This window comes from Myxococcus sp. MH1 (genome assembly GCF_059738865.1).
Window position 1 is genome coordinate 9,635,639 of the sequence record NZ_AP026947.1, and the last position, 13,773, is coordinate 9,649,411.

Consider the following 13,773-nt stretch of genomic DNA (forward strand, 5'->3'; position numbering starts at 1 on the left):
CGTGTTGTATCAGCTTTGCATTGAGCGGGACGCCGTGGCGCGTCGCGCCGTGCGGGGCCGCTTCCCCCCGGGCGCCACTTTCCTCGCGGACGGTTTGTCTGCCGCCGCAGCCACCTTCTTGCCAGGACGCTTCACCTGCGCGCCCGAGGTCTTCGAGCCTGCGGGTGCCGCCTTCACCCCCACGGCCTTCGCCTCCACGCCCGTCGACTTCACGTTCGCGCTCACCGTCTTCGGCTTCGTGGCGGCTGGCTTCAGCTTCGCGTCCGACGACTTCACCTTCGCGCTCGCCGACTTCGCCTTCGCACCAACCGCCTTCACCTTCGCGCCCGTCGACTTCGCCTTCGCGCTCACCGTCTTCGGCTTCGCGGCGGCGGGCTTCAGCTTCGCGTCCGTCGCCGTCACCTTCGCGCTCGCCGTCGTCAGCTTCGCGGCGGCGGGCTTCACCTTCGTGCCCGACGACTTCGCGCCCGACACCGTCGACTCCGCGCCCACCGCCTTCGTCTTGCTCGCGGCGGACTTCTTCACCACGGACGCACCGTCCCCCAGGGACTTGGGCGCCACGGCGCGGAAGCTCTCCTGGATCCACAGGGCCATCAGCTCCACCGGGACCTCCTGTCCGGGGGAGAAGCGCGCCGTCACCCAGCCGCTCTTGCCCAGGCCGTAGCCCGTGGGCTCGGCGAACGGGAGCATCAGCGCCGCCTCGTTGGACGTGGGCAGCTTGGTGGTGACGCGCAGCCCCTCCTCGTCGAGCACGAGGATGGCGAACATCTTCCCGCGCACCTTCGCGGTGCGGTGTCCCCAGGGGAACTCCTCGGTGACGTCCGGCAGGGCGAGCATCACCTCGCGCAGCCGCGCCTCCGCGGCGCCCAACACGACGGTGGCGCCCTGGCTCATGGCCCCAGACGGAAGCTGCGCACCACGCTCTGCAGCTCGACGGAGAGGTTGGTCAGCTCGCTCGCCAGCGACGTCATCCGCGACACGGCGGCCGTCTGCTCCTGGATGACGGACTGGATGGCCTCGGTGGAGGCGGCGTTGTTGCGCGCCACCAGCTTGATCTCCTCGATGGCCTTCACCATCTCCTCGCTGCCCTTGTGCTGCTCGCGGGTGCTCTCGGAGATGAGGTGCACCTTCTCGGAGCCCTTGCGGATGGTGTCGGTGATGGCGCCCATGGAGCGCACGATGTTGGTGAGGTCCTCGCGGCCCTCCGCCAGCTCCGCGATGCCCTCCTTCATGGCGCTCACCACGGACGTCGACTGACCGGAGATGTCCCGCGCCAGCTTGGAGATCTGCTCGGCGGAACGGCCCGCGCTCTCCGCCAGCTTGCGCACCTCGTCGGCCACCACCGCGAAGCCTCGGCCGTACTCACCCGCGCGCGCCGCTTCAATCGTCGCGTTGAGCGCCAGCAGGTTCGTCTGCTGCGCCACCTGGGTGATGGCGTCGACGATCTTCGAGATCTCCTGCGTCTTCTCGCCGAAGGCGAACACCTGCTGGCTGGCGGACTCGATGCGGTTGAAGACCTTCTTCACCTTGTCGCCGGCCAGCCGCGCCGCCTTGGAGCCATCCTCCGCCGCGCTGCTCGTCTCCGCCGTCGTGCGCGCCGCGTCCTCCGCGCTGCCCGTCGTGCGCTGGATGCTGCTGGCCATCTCCGTGATGACCTTGGAGGCCTTGGACACCAGCTGCGACTGCGTCTCCGCGCCGCCCGCGATGATGTTCATCGACGAGCCCACTTCCTCCGTGGAGCCGTTGACGTTCTCCGCCGAGCGCTGCAGGTCGATGGCCGTGTCGGCCACGCTCTTGGCCGTCTCTTGGATCTTGCCCACCAGCTCGCGCAGGTTCTCCTGCATGCGGATGATGGCGCCCGTCAGCTCGTCGATTTCGTCGCGCGTGCTGCCGCCCTCGGCGGCCACCGGCTTGGACAGGTCGCCCTGCGAAATCTCGTACGCGGAGTTGCTCAGCACCTTCACGCGCGTGACGCGCGCCAGCAGCGACGGCAGCGCGAAGGCGGCAAGACCGGTGATTCCAATGGCCCCGAGCATCCGGATGGCCACCTTCCACTCCGCCACCTGGTCCAGGCCCAGCATCTCGACCAGCCCTTGCGCCAGCGGCTCCGAGGCGACCATCCAGATGGTGAGCGCCAGTCCCAGCACCACGTAACCCTTGGTGATGCTGGACTGGAGGGAGACCACCTTGGTCGTACGACGCCCGTCCACCGCGGCGCGCACCAGGCGCTGCAGGGGCTCGCGGCGAGGCGTCAATCCGGGGGCAGTGTCGTCACGTAGGGGACGGCGCACGGGATGCTTTCGGGGGAGGGGCGGAAGCGCCCTGGGTTTAGCCTTGCTGTCGGGCAGGGTCAATCCACCCGGGAGGCTTGTCGGAAGTGGTCGAACCCGCCCGGCCGGCGCACGTCGCGTCCGGACTCGTCGTGGATCACCCACCCCACCCCCTCCGAGAGCGCCCCCACGCGCGTCACCGGATGGCCGCCCCGAGCACACGCCCGCTCGAAGGCACGCCCCCGCGCCGAGGGGACGGCCATGAGCAGCTCGTAGTCCTCCCCGCCCGCCAGCGCCCCCTCGGGGCCCAGCTCCCGCCGCACCGCGGCCGACATCGGCAGCTTCGCCAGCTCCACCACCGCGCGCACCCCCGACGCGGTGCACAGGTGACCCAGGTCCTGTGCAAGACCATCGGAAACATCCAGTGCCGCGGATGCGAAGCGCGCGGCGAGCTGGCCCAGGGCGACGCGAGGTCGGGGTCGGCGTTGGCGTTGGACGCTGGCGCCGCGCTTCACCCCGGCGCGCAGGTGGGCGAGCCCCAGCCTCGCGTCGCCGAGCGTGCCGGACACGTAGAGCCAGTCACCGGGCCGGGCCCCCGCGCGGGTGAGCGGAGGGCGGGAGAGCTCGCCGGTGGCGGTGATGGTGATGGACAGCTCGCGCGCGGAGGTGAAGTTGCCGCCCACCAGCGCCACGCGGTGCTCGCGGGCGAGCGCCGCCATGCCCCGGGCGATGCCCGACAGGTGCGCGGGAGGGAAGTCCCTGGGCAGCGCGAGCGCGCAGACGAACCAGCGCGGCGTGGCGCCCATGGAGGCCACGTCCGAGAGGTTCACCGCGAGCGCCTTGTGGCCGATGTCCGCGGGGGAGAAGGACGCGCGGGTGAAGTGCACGTCCTCCACCACGGCGTCGGTGGTGACGCACAGCGCCCCGCGCGAGGGCGCGAGCACCGCGCAGTCGTCCCCGGGGCCCACCGGCACCCGGGCCTTGGGGAAGTGGCCGAGGAAGCGGCGGATGAAGTCGAACTCACCAGGCATCGTCCGACAGCAAAGACCAAGGGCGCGTCTATTGGAAGACGCTGAGGCCCACGCCGGGCACCTCGCCCCCGTGCAGCCAGGTGGCCACGGCGTCGCCCCGCGCGCCCACGGCCACGTGCGCAAAGCCCGTCTGTGCGGAGGTCTCCGTGTCGAGCCAGGTCGCGGGTCCCCAGCCTCGGCCGAGGACGTAGCGACTGGCGGCGATGCGCCGGCCGCCCTCGACCTCCTGGGTCCAGACGGCGAGCGACTCCCACGCGCTCACCGACACCACCCGCGGGTCCAGGGCGACGAGCCCCTTCGGCGGCGGGGCCACGTCCTCGCGCGGACGGAAGCCGCGGGTGAAGTCGAAGGGCCGGCTGGACAAGCGGGTGACGCCGTCGCGCGCGCGGGGCCAGACCACCAGGGTGCGTCCCTCCCGCTCCGCGGTGGCCTGGGCCGCGCCGGAGCTGCCGAGGACCTCCTCCAGGCGCTCGGGCGTGGACCAGCCCGAGCCGGGCACGAAGCGCCGCGCCCACAGCTCCACCTCCACCGCGCCCAGGCCGCTCCACAGCGCGAGCGCCGTGCCGCCCGGCCCCGCCACGGGCTCCGCGTAGAAGCCGTCCACGCCTGGAGGGCTCAGGCGCTCCGCGGCGCTCCAGCCCTCGGAGGGGGTCCACCGGCTGAACCACGCCACGGGGATGCCCTCCAGCTCGTCGAAGCGGTCCCACCCCACCAGCACGTGGCCGTCCGAGCTCACCGACACCCGAGGCGCCAGGGAGAAGCCCGGCGCGGGCGTGTCGATGCGGCGCGCGGGCTCCCAGCCCGTCGCGGGCGAGCCGCGGGTGGTCCAGACGTTCTCGCTGAACGTGTCGCCGTCGAACTGCGTCCAGATGACGGTGAAGCCGCCCGCCGCGTCGCGCGCGAGCTCCAGGTGCGTCGCGTCTCCCAGGGGATGCGCCAGCACGCGGTCCGCCTTGCTCCATCCCTCGCCCGGCACGTGCCGCGCGGACCACAGCTGCGTCGCCGTCGAGCCCTCGCTCTGGAGCCACATCAACAGCACGCGGCCCTCGCCGTCGGCGACGACCTGCGGCTGCCGCACCCGGAGCTCGTCGTCCGGGAGCTCGCGGAAGAGGTCCACCTTGCGCGCGGAAGACCATCCCGTGGTCGGCGTGTACTCGCTGGCCCACAGCCACGCGTCCAGTCCGTCGCTCTCGGTCCACACCGCCATCGCGCGGCCGGACTCCGTCACGGCCACCCGGGGCGTCGCCACCTCCAGGCCCGGAGTCCCCACGAGACACGGCGTGGCCCACCACGAGCGGCCCGTCAGGTCCACCGCGGTCTGCGCCGATGGCGCCACGGACGAGAGCCCCGTACGAGCACTCCACGCCTCGAGCCGCTCGGAAGTCCCCGCCCGCGAGAGCTCCGCGTGGGTTCGCCACGAAGCGAAGTGCTCAGGCGCTTCCACGGACAACGCGCGCGCGCGCCCCTCGCCAGCCCGCCACGCCTCGGGCGACCCCGACGACCCTACCCGCGCAAGCCCCGCACGGGCGCTCCCCGCCTCGAGCCGCTCGGGCGCTCGCGCCCCCACCGCCGACGGCGTGCGCGCGAGCCCCACGCGGGCCCTCCACGCCTCGAGCCGCTCGGGCGGGCGCACCCGCAGCGGCACCTGACCGGGCCTCCCGGGCTCCACGGCGGCGGGACGCTCCGGACAGAAGCCCGGCGGCGGTGGCCGGGGTGGCGCGTCTCCGCAGGCCAGCAAGCCCATCACCAGCACGCTCATCACCACCGTGTTCCGCATCCGTGCTCCTGTCGTCACCAGGTTGTCTCTCGTGCCCACCCAGACAGAACGCCCCACCGGCGCCAGGCGCGTCGGTGGGGCGGCGGTGCTTCGTTCCTCGAAACCGCGAGCTAGCGCTGACCCGCCACGAACGCGGGGGCCAGGGCGTAGTCCTTGTGCCACGAGGCCGGCAGACGCTCGAGCGTCTCGCGCGAGTCCGCCACGGGCGCCGTCAGCTCGCCCTGCATCGCGTTGTCACCCACGCGGAAGCCGTTGGCGAACATCGTGTTCGCGTGCTTCCCCGCGCGCGCCAGCTCCTCGGTCGTCCCCAGGCTGAAGTTGTAGACCTTGCCCGTGTACTTCTCGCGCGTGACGGAGGTCAGCGTGGCCACGCCCTCGCGGGTGCTGACCTGGTCCGCCACCTTCAGCTTGCCGGCCGCCAGCGGCCTGCCATCCGCCATGATGACCGGGTGCTTGTCGGTCAGGCTGACCGCGTGGCCCTTGTCGTCACGCAGGTTCACCATCGCGTCGCGCTCGCCACCCACCTGGACGTCGCGCACGGTGAGCGTGTCACCCTTCGCGTTCGTCACGATGCGCTGGCCGCGCTTCACCGACTCCACCGGGACGACGCTGCCATCGGCCAGCACCACCTGCGTGCCCTCCGCCATGCAGGAGTTCCACACCTGCACACCATAGCGATAGCGCGAGTCGGACAGCATGCGCACCGTCACCGAGGCCGGCGTGTTCGCCGCCGTGCCGCAGTTCACCTTGGTGCTCACCGTGATGACGTACTCCACCGGCTGGTTGATGATGGTCTGCATCGCGCAGTTCTCGACGCCCGTGCCCGCGATGGACGTCTCCCGCGTCAGGTCCGCCAGCAGCGTCACGTTCGCCGTCTGGCTGTTGATGGAGCTGGTGAGGAAGGGCGTCAGGTCCGCCTGGCTCATGCAGGTGCCGCCCGTGATGGGCTTGACCAGGCGCACCTTCGAGCCCGGGAGGATCTCCTTGATGACGCAGGCGATGCCGTTCTTGCTGCCCGCGTTGAAGGTGAACTTGGTGGGCACGTAGACGTGGCTCCAGTCCCACGCGCGCGTCAGGGGGAAGTTGTTGCTGGCATCCCCCACCCACGAGGCCGTCACGGCGGGGTTGCGCAGCGCGATGCTCGTCGGGGTGTTGGCCCCCGAGGGCGCCAGCGTGGCGCCCACCGCGGCGTAGTCACAGTCGATGCCGCCGCGCATCTGGCACAGCTCCGTGTTCAGCTTGCCGCTGTTGGGCACCGACAGGCGCGGGTGCTCGAGCGCCAGGTCCGCGCCGCCCGTCGTCGTGCTCGACTGGCCGCGCACGAAGGTGACGACCTCCTCACCCGTGTTCTCGTTCATGGCGATCATCATCGAGTCGAGGATGACCTGCCGGTCCTGGTTCACCGGGATGGCCGGCCGCACGATGACGTCGTCGAAGCTCTGGCCGGCCGCGTACTCCTCGCCGGAGGCCGAGTCCACCACCGTCGTCTGCGTCTCCGCGTTGTTCGCGTTGAAGGCGACGATGTCCGTGTACACGTAGCTGGCGCCGTTGAGGCACGCGGCCCAGGGGTTGCTCTCGTAGACGCGCACCGAGCCGCTGGTGACGCCGCGGGTCAGGTTGAGGAAGTGGTCACAGCCCCAGTTGTTGGCCAGCGGCGCGGCCTGCGTGCCCGCGGCCTGGTGCGCCAGGGCCTTCCTCTGCGCCAGCGCCAGCCGCTCGAAGAGCCGGGGCGAATTGGCGACCGTCTTCCCGGAGCCGCGCAGGCGGTTCATCACGAAGCGGTACTGGGCCGGGTCGGCCAGGTCGATGGCGATGCTCTCGCCACCGGCGCCCCGGGTCTTCTCCTCGAAGACGCGGCGCATGTACTGCGAGTCCTCCACCAGCGTGGCCCCGTCCAACCCCCGGTCCGGGGAGCGCAACGGGCCGGCCCAGGCGGACGTCGCGAGCGCGACGAGCGGCAGGGCCGCGGTAACAGGCACCGAGAAACGCGAGCACGGCTTCATGTGTAACCCCCTCTGCTGCAGTGGACTGCCGACGACGACAACCACACCGACGACACTCAGACCTGCGTGTGGACCGCTGCCCCCCAGGGCGGGCCTGTCTGCCGAAAGGCCCGCGCATGACCGCTACGGCCAGGCGTCCCGACGGGCGCGGGGGTGCGACGACCGCCCGCCGGGACACCTGGAGTCGCTGACTACTGCGCGTTGCAGGCCAGGCCGCAGACGTCCTGCGCCGCCTCCACGCAGATGACGTCCCAGGAGCCCGAGCAGCAGAACGGGTCGCCCTCGCACACCGCCGCCGCGCACGGCGAGCAGTGAGTGGCGATGGGGTTGCCCGGATTGCACACGTTGTGGCACGGGCGCGGGCGGCTCAGGTACTCCTCCAGGACGGCCTTCCTGTGCGGCAGGAAGACGTTGGTGAGCGCCGGGGAGATGCGGAAGCGCGTGCCCTCGGGCCCCTCCTCCGTCAGCTCGCTCACGTGGGTGAAGCCCAGCGAGGCGGGCCACACCACGCCGCCGCCCAGGTTGTTGCCGTTGCTCAGGTCGTGGCAGCCCGCGCACGACAGCGCCTTGGCGCGGGACACAATCTGGTTGGGCGTCAGCGTGCTGCCGATGCGGGTGAGCTCGTTCTGGATGAGCGTGCGCAGCGCGGAGGCGTTGTTGCCGAAGTGGAAGGTGTAGTTGTTCTCCGTGCCCTGCGCGTCGGACTGGCCCGCGTTGAACTGGTCCTGCACGTCCATGTTGAAGAGGTTGACGTCGTTGCGCGCCAGCGCCTCCACCTGGCTGGCGAAGAAGAAGCGGAAGTCCTCGGCCCGGGCGTGCGTGGACGTCGGGCTGAACAGCGGGCCGAACGGGTTCACCTTGTCCGTGGAGAGGATGGCCCTCAGCGACGTGCACGTGCCGGCCAGACACGTCTTCTGCAGCTTGAACTCACGCAAGAGCCAGTTGGCCTGCATGAACTGGTTGGTGCGAATCTGGCCCGCGACGGTCGCCGGGTCCGCGCCGTAGTTGTCGATGTGCACCACCGGCCGGAAGCCCGGCAGGCCCTGCAGATAGAACGCCCGCAGCTGCTGGGTGCGCGAGGCCACATCCGGGTTGGTCGTCAGCCGCTGCCAGAACTCCGCCACCGGCAGGCACCCGTCCAGCCCCTCGTCCTGGTGGGGGTTGGGCAGCACGGCCTCGAAGATCATGAAGTTGCGCTGGCCGGCGTTGGTCTCTCCGGACCTGCGCGCGAAGACGATGCGGTACTCGCCGCAGTTGGAGCCGTCCGCGGGCGCCAGGTCGAAGCGGTTGAACAGGCCCACCGCCCGGTAGCCCTGCGTCGCGACGTTGAACGGGTCCTGGCCGGCCTGGGCGCCCTCCGCATTGCGGCACTGGTACGGGAAGCTGTTGAAGACGGACTGCGAGCCCGACATCTGGTCGTTGCAGTGCTGGTTCGGGTTGATCTGCCCCGGCGTCGGGTTCTGCGTGTCCCAGAGCTGGCGGTAGAGCTTGAGGCCCGTCATCCCCGCCACGCCGCTCTGCACGGCGAGCTGGTCCATGACCTCGCGCAGGGAGAAGTTGTTGACGATGGCCGTCTCGGTGACGATGAGCGAGCGGAACGTGTTGACCGTCACCGTGTTCATCGCCGACTTGTCGCCGGAGGCGAGCAAGAGGCCGATGCCGCCGCGCTCGGAGTGCAACGGCGCGGGCCGCGCGGCGGGTGGGGCCTCGGCCTCCACCACGTCCTCCTGCGTGCTACAGCCGGCGAGAGCCAGAATCGATGCCAAAGCAAGACACGAGCGCCGGATGCGCTTGTCCATATGCTCCCCCTCTTCGGATTGACACAACTGGTTTCACCACGTCTGTCCAACGCGCGCCCTTATGAAGCATTCAACAAATATTTACAAGACAGAATCGGATTCACCACAAATCCCACCCAGCCATCCATGCGGGTGCTCTACGGAATTCCCACGACATGCGAGGACTTGACCCTGGGTGCGTCAAGACTGCACGCGCAGGCGCACCCAATGGGACGCACGCGGCGTCAGGAGCGGACGCGCCGGGTCCCGAGCGGACACGCGCGCCCGCGTCCCGGACGCACGCGAGGGCGCGTCCGGTGAGTACGCGAGACATGTGTCAGAGGGTTGTCCGCGGGCAGGCGCGCGCGACGGGGCTCGGGGCCACACGTTCGGACGCCAACAGCATACATGCCCGCGAGGGCGGCATCTGGAATTTTATGACAGGGCTAATCGCTGACAGTCATTCAACGCGTGGCGTCGGGCGGGAGGCCACGGTGCGCAGCGCGGTGGTGAGGCCCGCCCACCACAGGCCCATCATCGCGAGGAAGGCGGCGACGTCCTGGCCATGACGCACGGGGTGGTCGGGGCGCAGCGACTCCCAGCCGCGGTGCTCCAGGACGACGCGGGTGCCGCCCTCGGCGGACTCGAAGCGCACCTCCACCTCGGTGAGCTCGCCGGGCGCGAAGTTCCTGCCGCGCCACTCGAAGCGCAGGTGGAGGCCCGGCTCCCACGCCAGCACGCGGCCAATCTCGAAGACGCCCTCGGCGTCCTCCTCCACCAGCCGGCCTCCGGCGCCGCCCTCGAAGCGCACCACGCTGTCGGGCGAGCGGGAGCCCCGGAAGCGGGGCCCCTTGCGCCACCAGAGGTTGGTCTCCTCGGTGAAGACTTCGAAGGCCACCTGGGGCTCCAGTCTGAGGAAGGTCGTCACGCGGGCGGTCTGCGGCGTCGTCATCTCGGGGCCTCGAGGCTCAGGTCTTCTTGCGGGTGCGTTCGGCGTGGGCCTTGAAGGCGGAGAGCTGGTCGCTCCAGAAGGACTCCACCTCGTCGAGCCACGCGCGCAGCTCCCCGAAGCGCTCGGGGCGCAGCCGGTACACCTTCACCCGGGCGTCGTCCTCGAGGGCCTCCTCCTCCACCAGCCCCGTCTTGCGCAGCACGCGCAGGTGACGGGACATGGCGGGCGCGGACATGTCGAAGGCGGCGGCCAGCTCGCCCGCGCGCCGGGGCTCCTCGCAGAGCAGGTCGATGACCCCTCGACGGGTGGGGTCGGCCAGCGCGGCGAAGGTCTCATCCAGGCGACGGGCGGCTCCCATGGCGTCAGCCCTTGGAGGACATCCGCTGGGCGAACCACCAGGAGTGGCCCTCCAGGTCCTCGGCGCCGTAGCCCCGGTCCGTCCAGTAGTCCTCGCCGTAGTCCGTGGTCTTCGGCTCCTGGGTGATCCGGGCGCCCGCGGCCTTGGCCCGCGCGCAGTGCGCGTCCACGTCATCCACGTACACCATCAGGTAGCACGCGCTCGTGCTCCCCGTCGTGCGGCCCGGGAACTTGGGGGAGACCGAGTTCACCAGGATGACGGCCTCGCCATACACGAGCTCCGAGTGGACGATGACGCCCGGCGCGCCCTCCACCTTCAGCCGCGTCTGGAAGCCGAAGGCCTTCTCCAACCAGTCGATGGCCTTGGGCGCGTCCTCGTAGAACAGCCCGGGACTGATGCGTGAGAACCCCTCGGGAACCGGCTTCATGGCGTGTCTCCTTGGCGAACGAATCGTTAACCTCTGGGGCAATATTTAACGCCGTCGTTAACCATCCGCAAGCGCGACGCGCACGGCGAGGGGCGCGGCTCGCGAAGCGTGTGGAAAGTCGGCCGGGCCCTCGGTGGGGCTCCGGCCGGCGGTGCGCGGGGAGCGGCGCGCTAGACGAACAGCATCGGGTCGAACTCGTCCACGTTGACCGGCAGGAGCCGGGGCAGCGGGCGCTGGAACACCTTCGCGTTGAGCTCCAGGTCGACAATCTTGAGGCCCGCGGGGACCAGGTCCCGGAAGCGCTGGCTGACGTACTCGCGCAGGCCGAGCACGGCCACCTGGCGCTTCTCCTCGAGCATGGGCTTGAGGGCCTCGGCGAAGTCACCGCCGTCGTGGCTGGCCAGGCCCACGGCCGCCTTGGGCCGCTGGGTGCGGATGGTCTCCAGGAGCTTGAGGATGCCCAGGTCCACCACCTTCTGGTCCGGCCGTCCGTAGAGCAGCGCCACCTCGCAGCCCGCGGACTTCAGCGCGCGGATGAAGCCAATCATCACGTCGGGCAGCTGCTCGCCGCGCGCGTTGAGCACCACCACGCAGCGCACGGGCGCGGGGAAGTACGTCTCGCAGAAGGCGACCAGACGGTCGAACTGCACGCGGTCCTGCGACTCGGGTTTACGGCCGACGACGTTGGAGACGGCCCAGTCGATGTTCTCCGCATCGATGAGCACGTAGGAAGCGGCGGAAGGACGTCCGGTGAGCATGGGCGCGGACAATACGCCCGGGCGATGCCTTCCGGGGGGATTGCGTGTGACACGTCCACGACGCGCCACATCCCGCGCCCGGGAAGGCACGGTCCCGGTCGACCTCCCGCGTCAGAAGCGGTCGGGCCCCGGGGGCAGCTCGGGCACGGGCGCGGGGGCGGCCAGCAGGCCGTGCTCGGGGATGGGCGGCTGCATGGGCAGCACCACCGTGAAGCGCGAGCCGCGCCCGAACTCGCTCTCCACGAACACCTTGCCGCCGTGGCCCTCCACCAGGCTCTTCACGATGGCCAGGCCCAGCCCCGCGCCGCCGTGCTCGCGCGTGGAGCTGCCGTCCACCTGATAGAAGCTCTGGAAGATGCGCTCGAACTGGTCCTCGCGGATGCCCACGCCGGTGTCCTCCACGCAGACGCGGTAGCCGGTGAGGCCCAGCGCGTCCTGGACACCCGCCTCCGACATCACCACCGACACCCGCCCTCCGGACGACGTGAACTTCAGCGCGTTGGCGAGCAGGTTCACCAGCACCTGGCGCAGCTTGTCCGCGTCGCCCGCCAGCCGGGGCCTGGGCACGGGCGGCAGGCGCACCTCCAGCTCCACGCCCTTTCTCTGCGCCTGGGGCAGCACGCTGGAGACCGCCGTCTGGATGACGCTGGCCAGGTCCACCGGCCCCACCGACAGCCGCAGCTTGCCGGCTTCAATCTGGCTCAGGTCGAGGATGGACGAGATGAGGTTGAGCAGCGACTCGCCCTTCTCGACGATGGTGCGCACGTAGAGCAGCTGCTCGGGGTTGAGCACGCCGGCCAGGCCCTCGGCGAGCATCTCCGAGTAGCCGATGATGGACGCCAGGGGCGTGCGCAGCTCGTGGCTCACCGTGCCCAGGAAGGTGGACTTGAGCCGGTCCAGCTCCTTGAGGCGCGTGTTCACCTGGGCCAGGCGCGTGTTCTGCGCCTCCAGCTCGCGGTGCGTCTCCAGCATCGCCTCGATGTGCAGCTGCGTCGTCAGGTAGGTGCGGTGGCCGCTGGCGACGAGCGCGGCGAGCACCTGGCCGAAGTGCGTCAGCACCTGCACCACGGTGCGCTCGGGCGCGCGGCGCACCTTGGACACCAGCTCCTGGGCGCGCGTGAGCTCCAGCGCGGGGATGTCCGTGAGCGTGTCCGGGAAGTCGCCCAGCTCCTCGGGGGTGAAGGGCCCCAGGATGACGCGGCCCAGGAAGTCGCCCTCCCAGCGCACGGGCATCACCAGGTAGCGCAGGCCGGTGAAGCACGGCAGCGCGATGAGGCCCGCCTCCTCCGCGCCGTCGCCCTGGGCCACGCGCGCGCCGTTGAGCGGGACGACGGGGCCGTCCTTCACGCGCGCCACGGTGGCGGTGCAGCGCGAGCGGCCGTCCGGGAAGGAGAAGACGTACGCGCAGAAGTCGCCGTGGCCCACCTTCACGTCGGCCAGCTTGGTGCCGCGCGCGTCGAGCACCTTGATGCCCACGCGGTACAGCTCGCTGAAGCTCTTCACCACCTCCGAGAACGACGGGAGGTCCAGCATCTCTCCCAGGGACAGCCGGCGCTGGAGCACGGACTCGCGGCGCGAGCCCTCCGGGGGCACGCTGCCCTGATAGCCGCTCATCGCCCGCCCCCCACCTGCTCGTCGCGGGTGACGGCGGCGTAGCGCCCGGCCAGCGCGGTGCCCGACAGGTCCATGCGGCCGAAGACCTGGGACAGGAACTCCGCCTCGGTGAGGCCCACGTTGCGCGCCAGGTGCGCGCGCGCGTCCAGCCGCCGGTAGGCCGCCTGCGCCACGGCGTGGAAGGTCTCCAGCACGCCCTCGCCCTTGAGGGCCACCGCGCCCACCACGGCCTCGCCGCCGCGCTTGCGCGCCTCCTCCAGCTCCGCGTCCGTGCGCGCGTCGGGCAGGTCCCGCTTGTTGAACTGGATGACGACGGGCACCTGCGCGGGGTCCAGCCCGTTCTCCTTCATGTTGTCCTGCAGGTTGCGCCAGTAGGCGTTGTTCTCCGCCGTCGCGCTGTGCCGGCTGTCCGCGATGAACACCACCGCGTCGGCCCCCTGCAGCACGATGCGCCGGGTCGCGTTGTGGATGACCTGCCCGGGCACCGTGAAGAGCTTCACCTTCACCTTGAAGCCCGAGGACGTGGAGAAGAAGACAGGCAGCAGATCGAAGAACAGCGTCCGGTCGTCGTGTGTGTCCACCGTCAGCAACCGACCCCGGACCTCCGGGTACGCGCGGGCGTGGAGCTGACGCAGGTTCGTCGTCTTCCCGCTGAGTCCGGGACCGTAGTAGACGATCTTGAGCGTCAGCTCGCGCTGGGCGTGGTTCAGTTGCAAGGGGTGCTCGGGCAGGCGGAGTCGAGGGGAGGAGAGGCCAGCCCTCCGGTGACGACCAGGGTTTTTATAGTGGGAACGCCTGCTTCGCG

12 protein-coding genes are annotated in these 13,773 nt (G+C 70.7%); all 12 read right to left on the minus strand.

Features of this window, described 5'->3' with window-relative positions; translation table 11 throughout:
- Positions 1 to 9: 9 nt before the first annotated feature.
- On the minus strand, positions 10 to 894 hold the full coding sequence (locus AC6JA9_RS38080) for an MmcQ/YjbR family DNA-binding protein (protein ID WP_497958612.1): 885 nt from the start codon (positions 892 to 894) through the stop codon (positions 10 to 12).
- On the minus strand, positions 891 to 2,234 hold the full coding sequence (locus AC6JA9_RS38085; protein WP_255653669.1) for a methyl-accepting chemotaxis protein: 1,344 nt from the start codon (positions 2,232 to 2,234) through the stop codon (positions 891 to 893). The genes AC6JA9_RS38080 and AC6JA9_RS38085 overlap by 4 nt, the downstream gene beginning before the upstream one ends.
- A gap of 116 nt (positions 2,235 to 2,350) precedes the next feature.
- A complete protein-coding gene (gene thiL / locus AC6JA9_RS38090) occupies positions 2,351 to 3,301 on the minus strand; it encodes a thiamine-phosphate kinase (protein WP_223750691.1) in 951 nt (316 codons plus the stop codon).
- A gap of 28 nt (positions 3,302 to 3,329) precedes the next feature.
- Entirely contained in the window at positions 3,330 to 5,078 is a 1,749-nt protein-coding gene (locus AC6JA9_RS38095) for a hypothetical protein (protein WP_497958613.1), read from the minus strand.
- 110 nt (positions 5,079 to 5,188) lie between these two features.
- Entirely contained in the window at positions 5,189 to 7,081 is a 1,893-nt protein-coding gene (locus tag AC6JA9_RS38100; protein ID WP_223782759.1) for a Hint domain-containing protein, read from the minus strand.
- Positions 7,082 to 7,272: 191 nt separating this feature from the next.
- Positions 7,273 to 8,880, minus strand: a complete 1,608-nt coding sequence (locus AC6JA9_RS38105; protein ID WP_223750688.1) for a hypothetical protein — start codon at positions 8,878 to 8,880, stop codon at positions 7,273 to 7,275.
- Between the two features lie 439 nt (positions 8,881 to 9,319).
- Entirely contained in the window at positions 9,320 to 9,811 is a 492-nt protein-coding gene (locus tag AC6JA9_RS38110; protein WP_223782760.1) for an SRPBCC domain-containing protein, read from the minus strand.
- Between the two features lie 16 nt (positions 9,812 to 9,827).
- Positions 9,828 to 10,169: an ArsR/SmtB family transcription factor gene (locus tag AC6JA9_RS38115; RefSeq protein ID WP_223750686.1), complete on the minus strand. Its 342-nt coding sequence runs from the start codon at positions 10,167 to 10,169 to the stop codon at positions 9,828 to 9,830.
- A 4-nt stretch (positions 10,170 to 10,173) separates the two neighbouring features.
- Positions 10,174 to 10,596: a VOC family protein gene (locus AC6JA9_RS38120; protein WP_223750685.1), complete on the minus strand. Its 423-nt coding sequence runs from the start codon at positions 10,594 to 10,596 to the stop codon at positions 10,174 to 10,176.
- A gap of 170 nt (positions 10,597 to 10,766) precedes the next feature.
- Entirely contained in the window at positions 10,767 to 11,354 is a 588-nt protein-coding gene (locus AC6JA9_RS38125; RefSeq protein WP_046716512.1) for an NYN domain-containing protein, read from the minus strand.
- Positions 11,355 to 11,465: 111 nt separating this feature from the next.
- Positions 11,466 to 12,968 carry an ATP-binding protein gene (locus tag AC6JA9_RS38130; protein WP_408888968.1) on the minus strand — a complete coding sequence of 501 codons (1,503 nt, stop codon included), beginning with the start codon at positions 12,966 to 12,968 and terminating at the stop codon, positions 11,466 to 11,468.
- Complete coding sequence (locus tag AC6JA9_RS38135) at positions 12,965 to 13,684, minus strand: GTP-binding protein (protein WP_223750683.1); 720 nt, start codon at positions 13,682 to 13,684, stop codon at positions 12,965 to 12,967. Before AC6JA9_RS38135 ends, AC6JA9_RS38130 begins: the two co-directional genes overlap by 4 nt.
- Positions 13,685 to 13,773: the final 89 nt, after the last annotated feature.

Bases quoted from the DNA above. Each gene is read 5' to 3' on its own strand.
- AC6JA9_RS38080 (WP_497958612.1), bottom strand. From the start codon at position 894: ATGAGCCAGGGCGCCACCGTCGTGTTGGGCGCCGCGGAGGCGCGGCTG.
- thiL (WP_223750691.1), bottom strand. From the start codon at position 3,301: ATGCCTGGTGAGTTCGACTTCATCCGCCGCTTCCTCGGCCACTTCCCC.
- AC6JA9_RS38095 (WP_497958613.1), bottom strand. From the start codon at position 5,078: ATGCGGAACACGGTGGTGATGAGCGTGCTGGTGATGGGCTTGCTGGCC.
- AC6JA9_RS38100 (WP_223782759.1), bottom strand. From the start codon at position 7,081: ATGAAGCCGTGCTCGCGTTTCTCGGTGCCTGTTACCGCGGCCCTGCCG.
- AC6JA9_RS38105 (WP_223750688.1), bottom strand. From the start codon at position 8,880: ATGGACAAGCGCATCCGGCGCTCGTGTCTTGCTTTGGCATCGATTCTG.
- AC6JA9_RS38110 (WP_223782760.1), bottom strand. From the start codon at position 9,811: ATGACGACGCCGCAGACCGCCCGCGTGACGACCTTCCTCAGACTGGAG.
- AC6JA9_RS38115 (WP_223750686.1), bottom strand. From the start codon at position 10,169: ATGGGAGCCGCCCGTCGCCTGGATGAGACCTTCGCCGCGCTGGCCGAC.
- AC6JA9_RS38120 (WP_223750685.1), bottom strand. From the start codon at position 10,596: ATGAAGCCGGTTCCCGAGGGGTTCTCACGCATCAGTCCCGGGCTGTTC.
- AC6JA9_RS38125 (WP_046716512.1), bottom strand. From the start codon at position 11,354: ATGCTCACCGGACGTCCTTCCGCCGCTTCCTACGTGCTCATCGATGCG.
- AC6JA9_RS38130 (WP_408888968.1), bottom strand. From the start codon at position 12,968: ATGAGCGGCTATCAGGGCAGCGTGCCCCCGGAGGGCTCGCGCCGCGAG.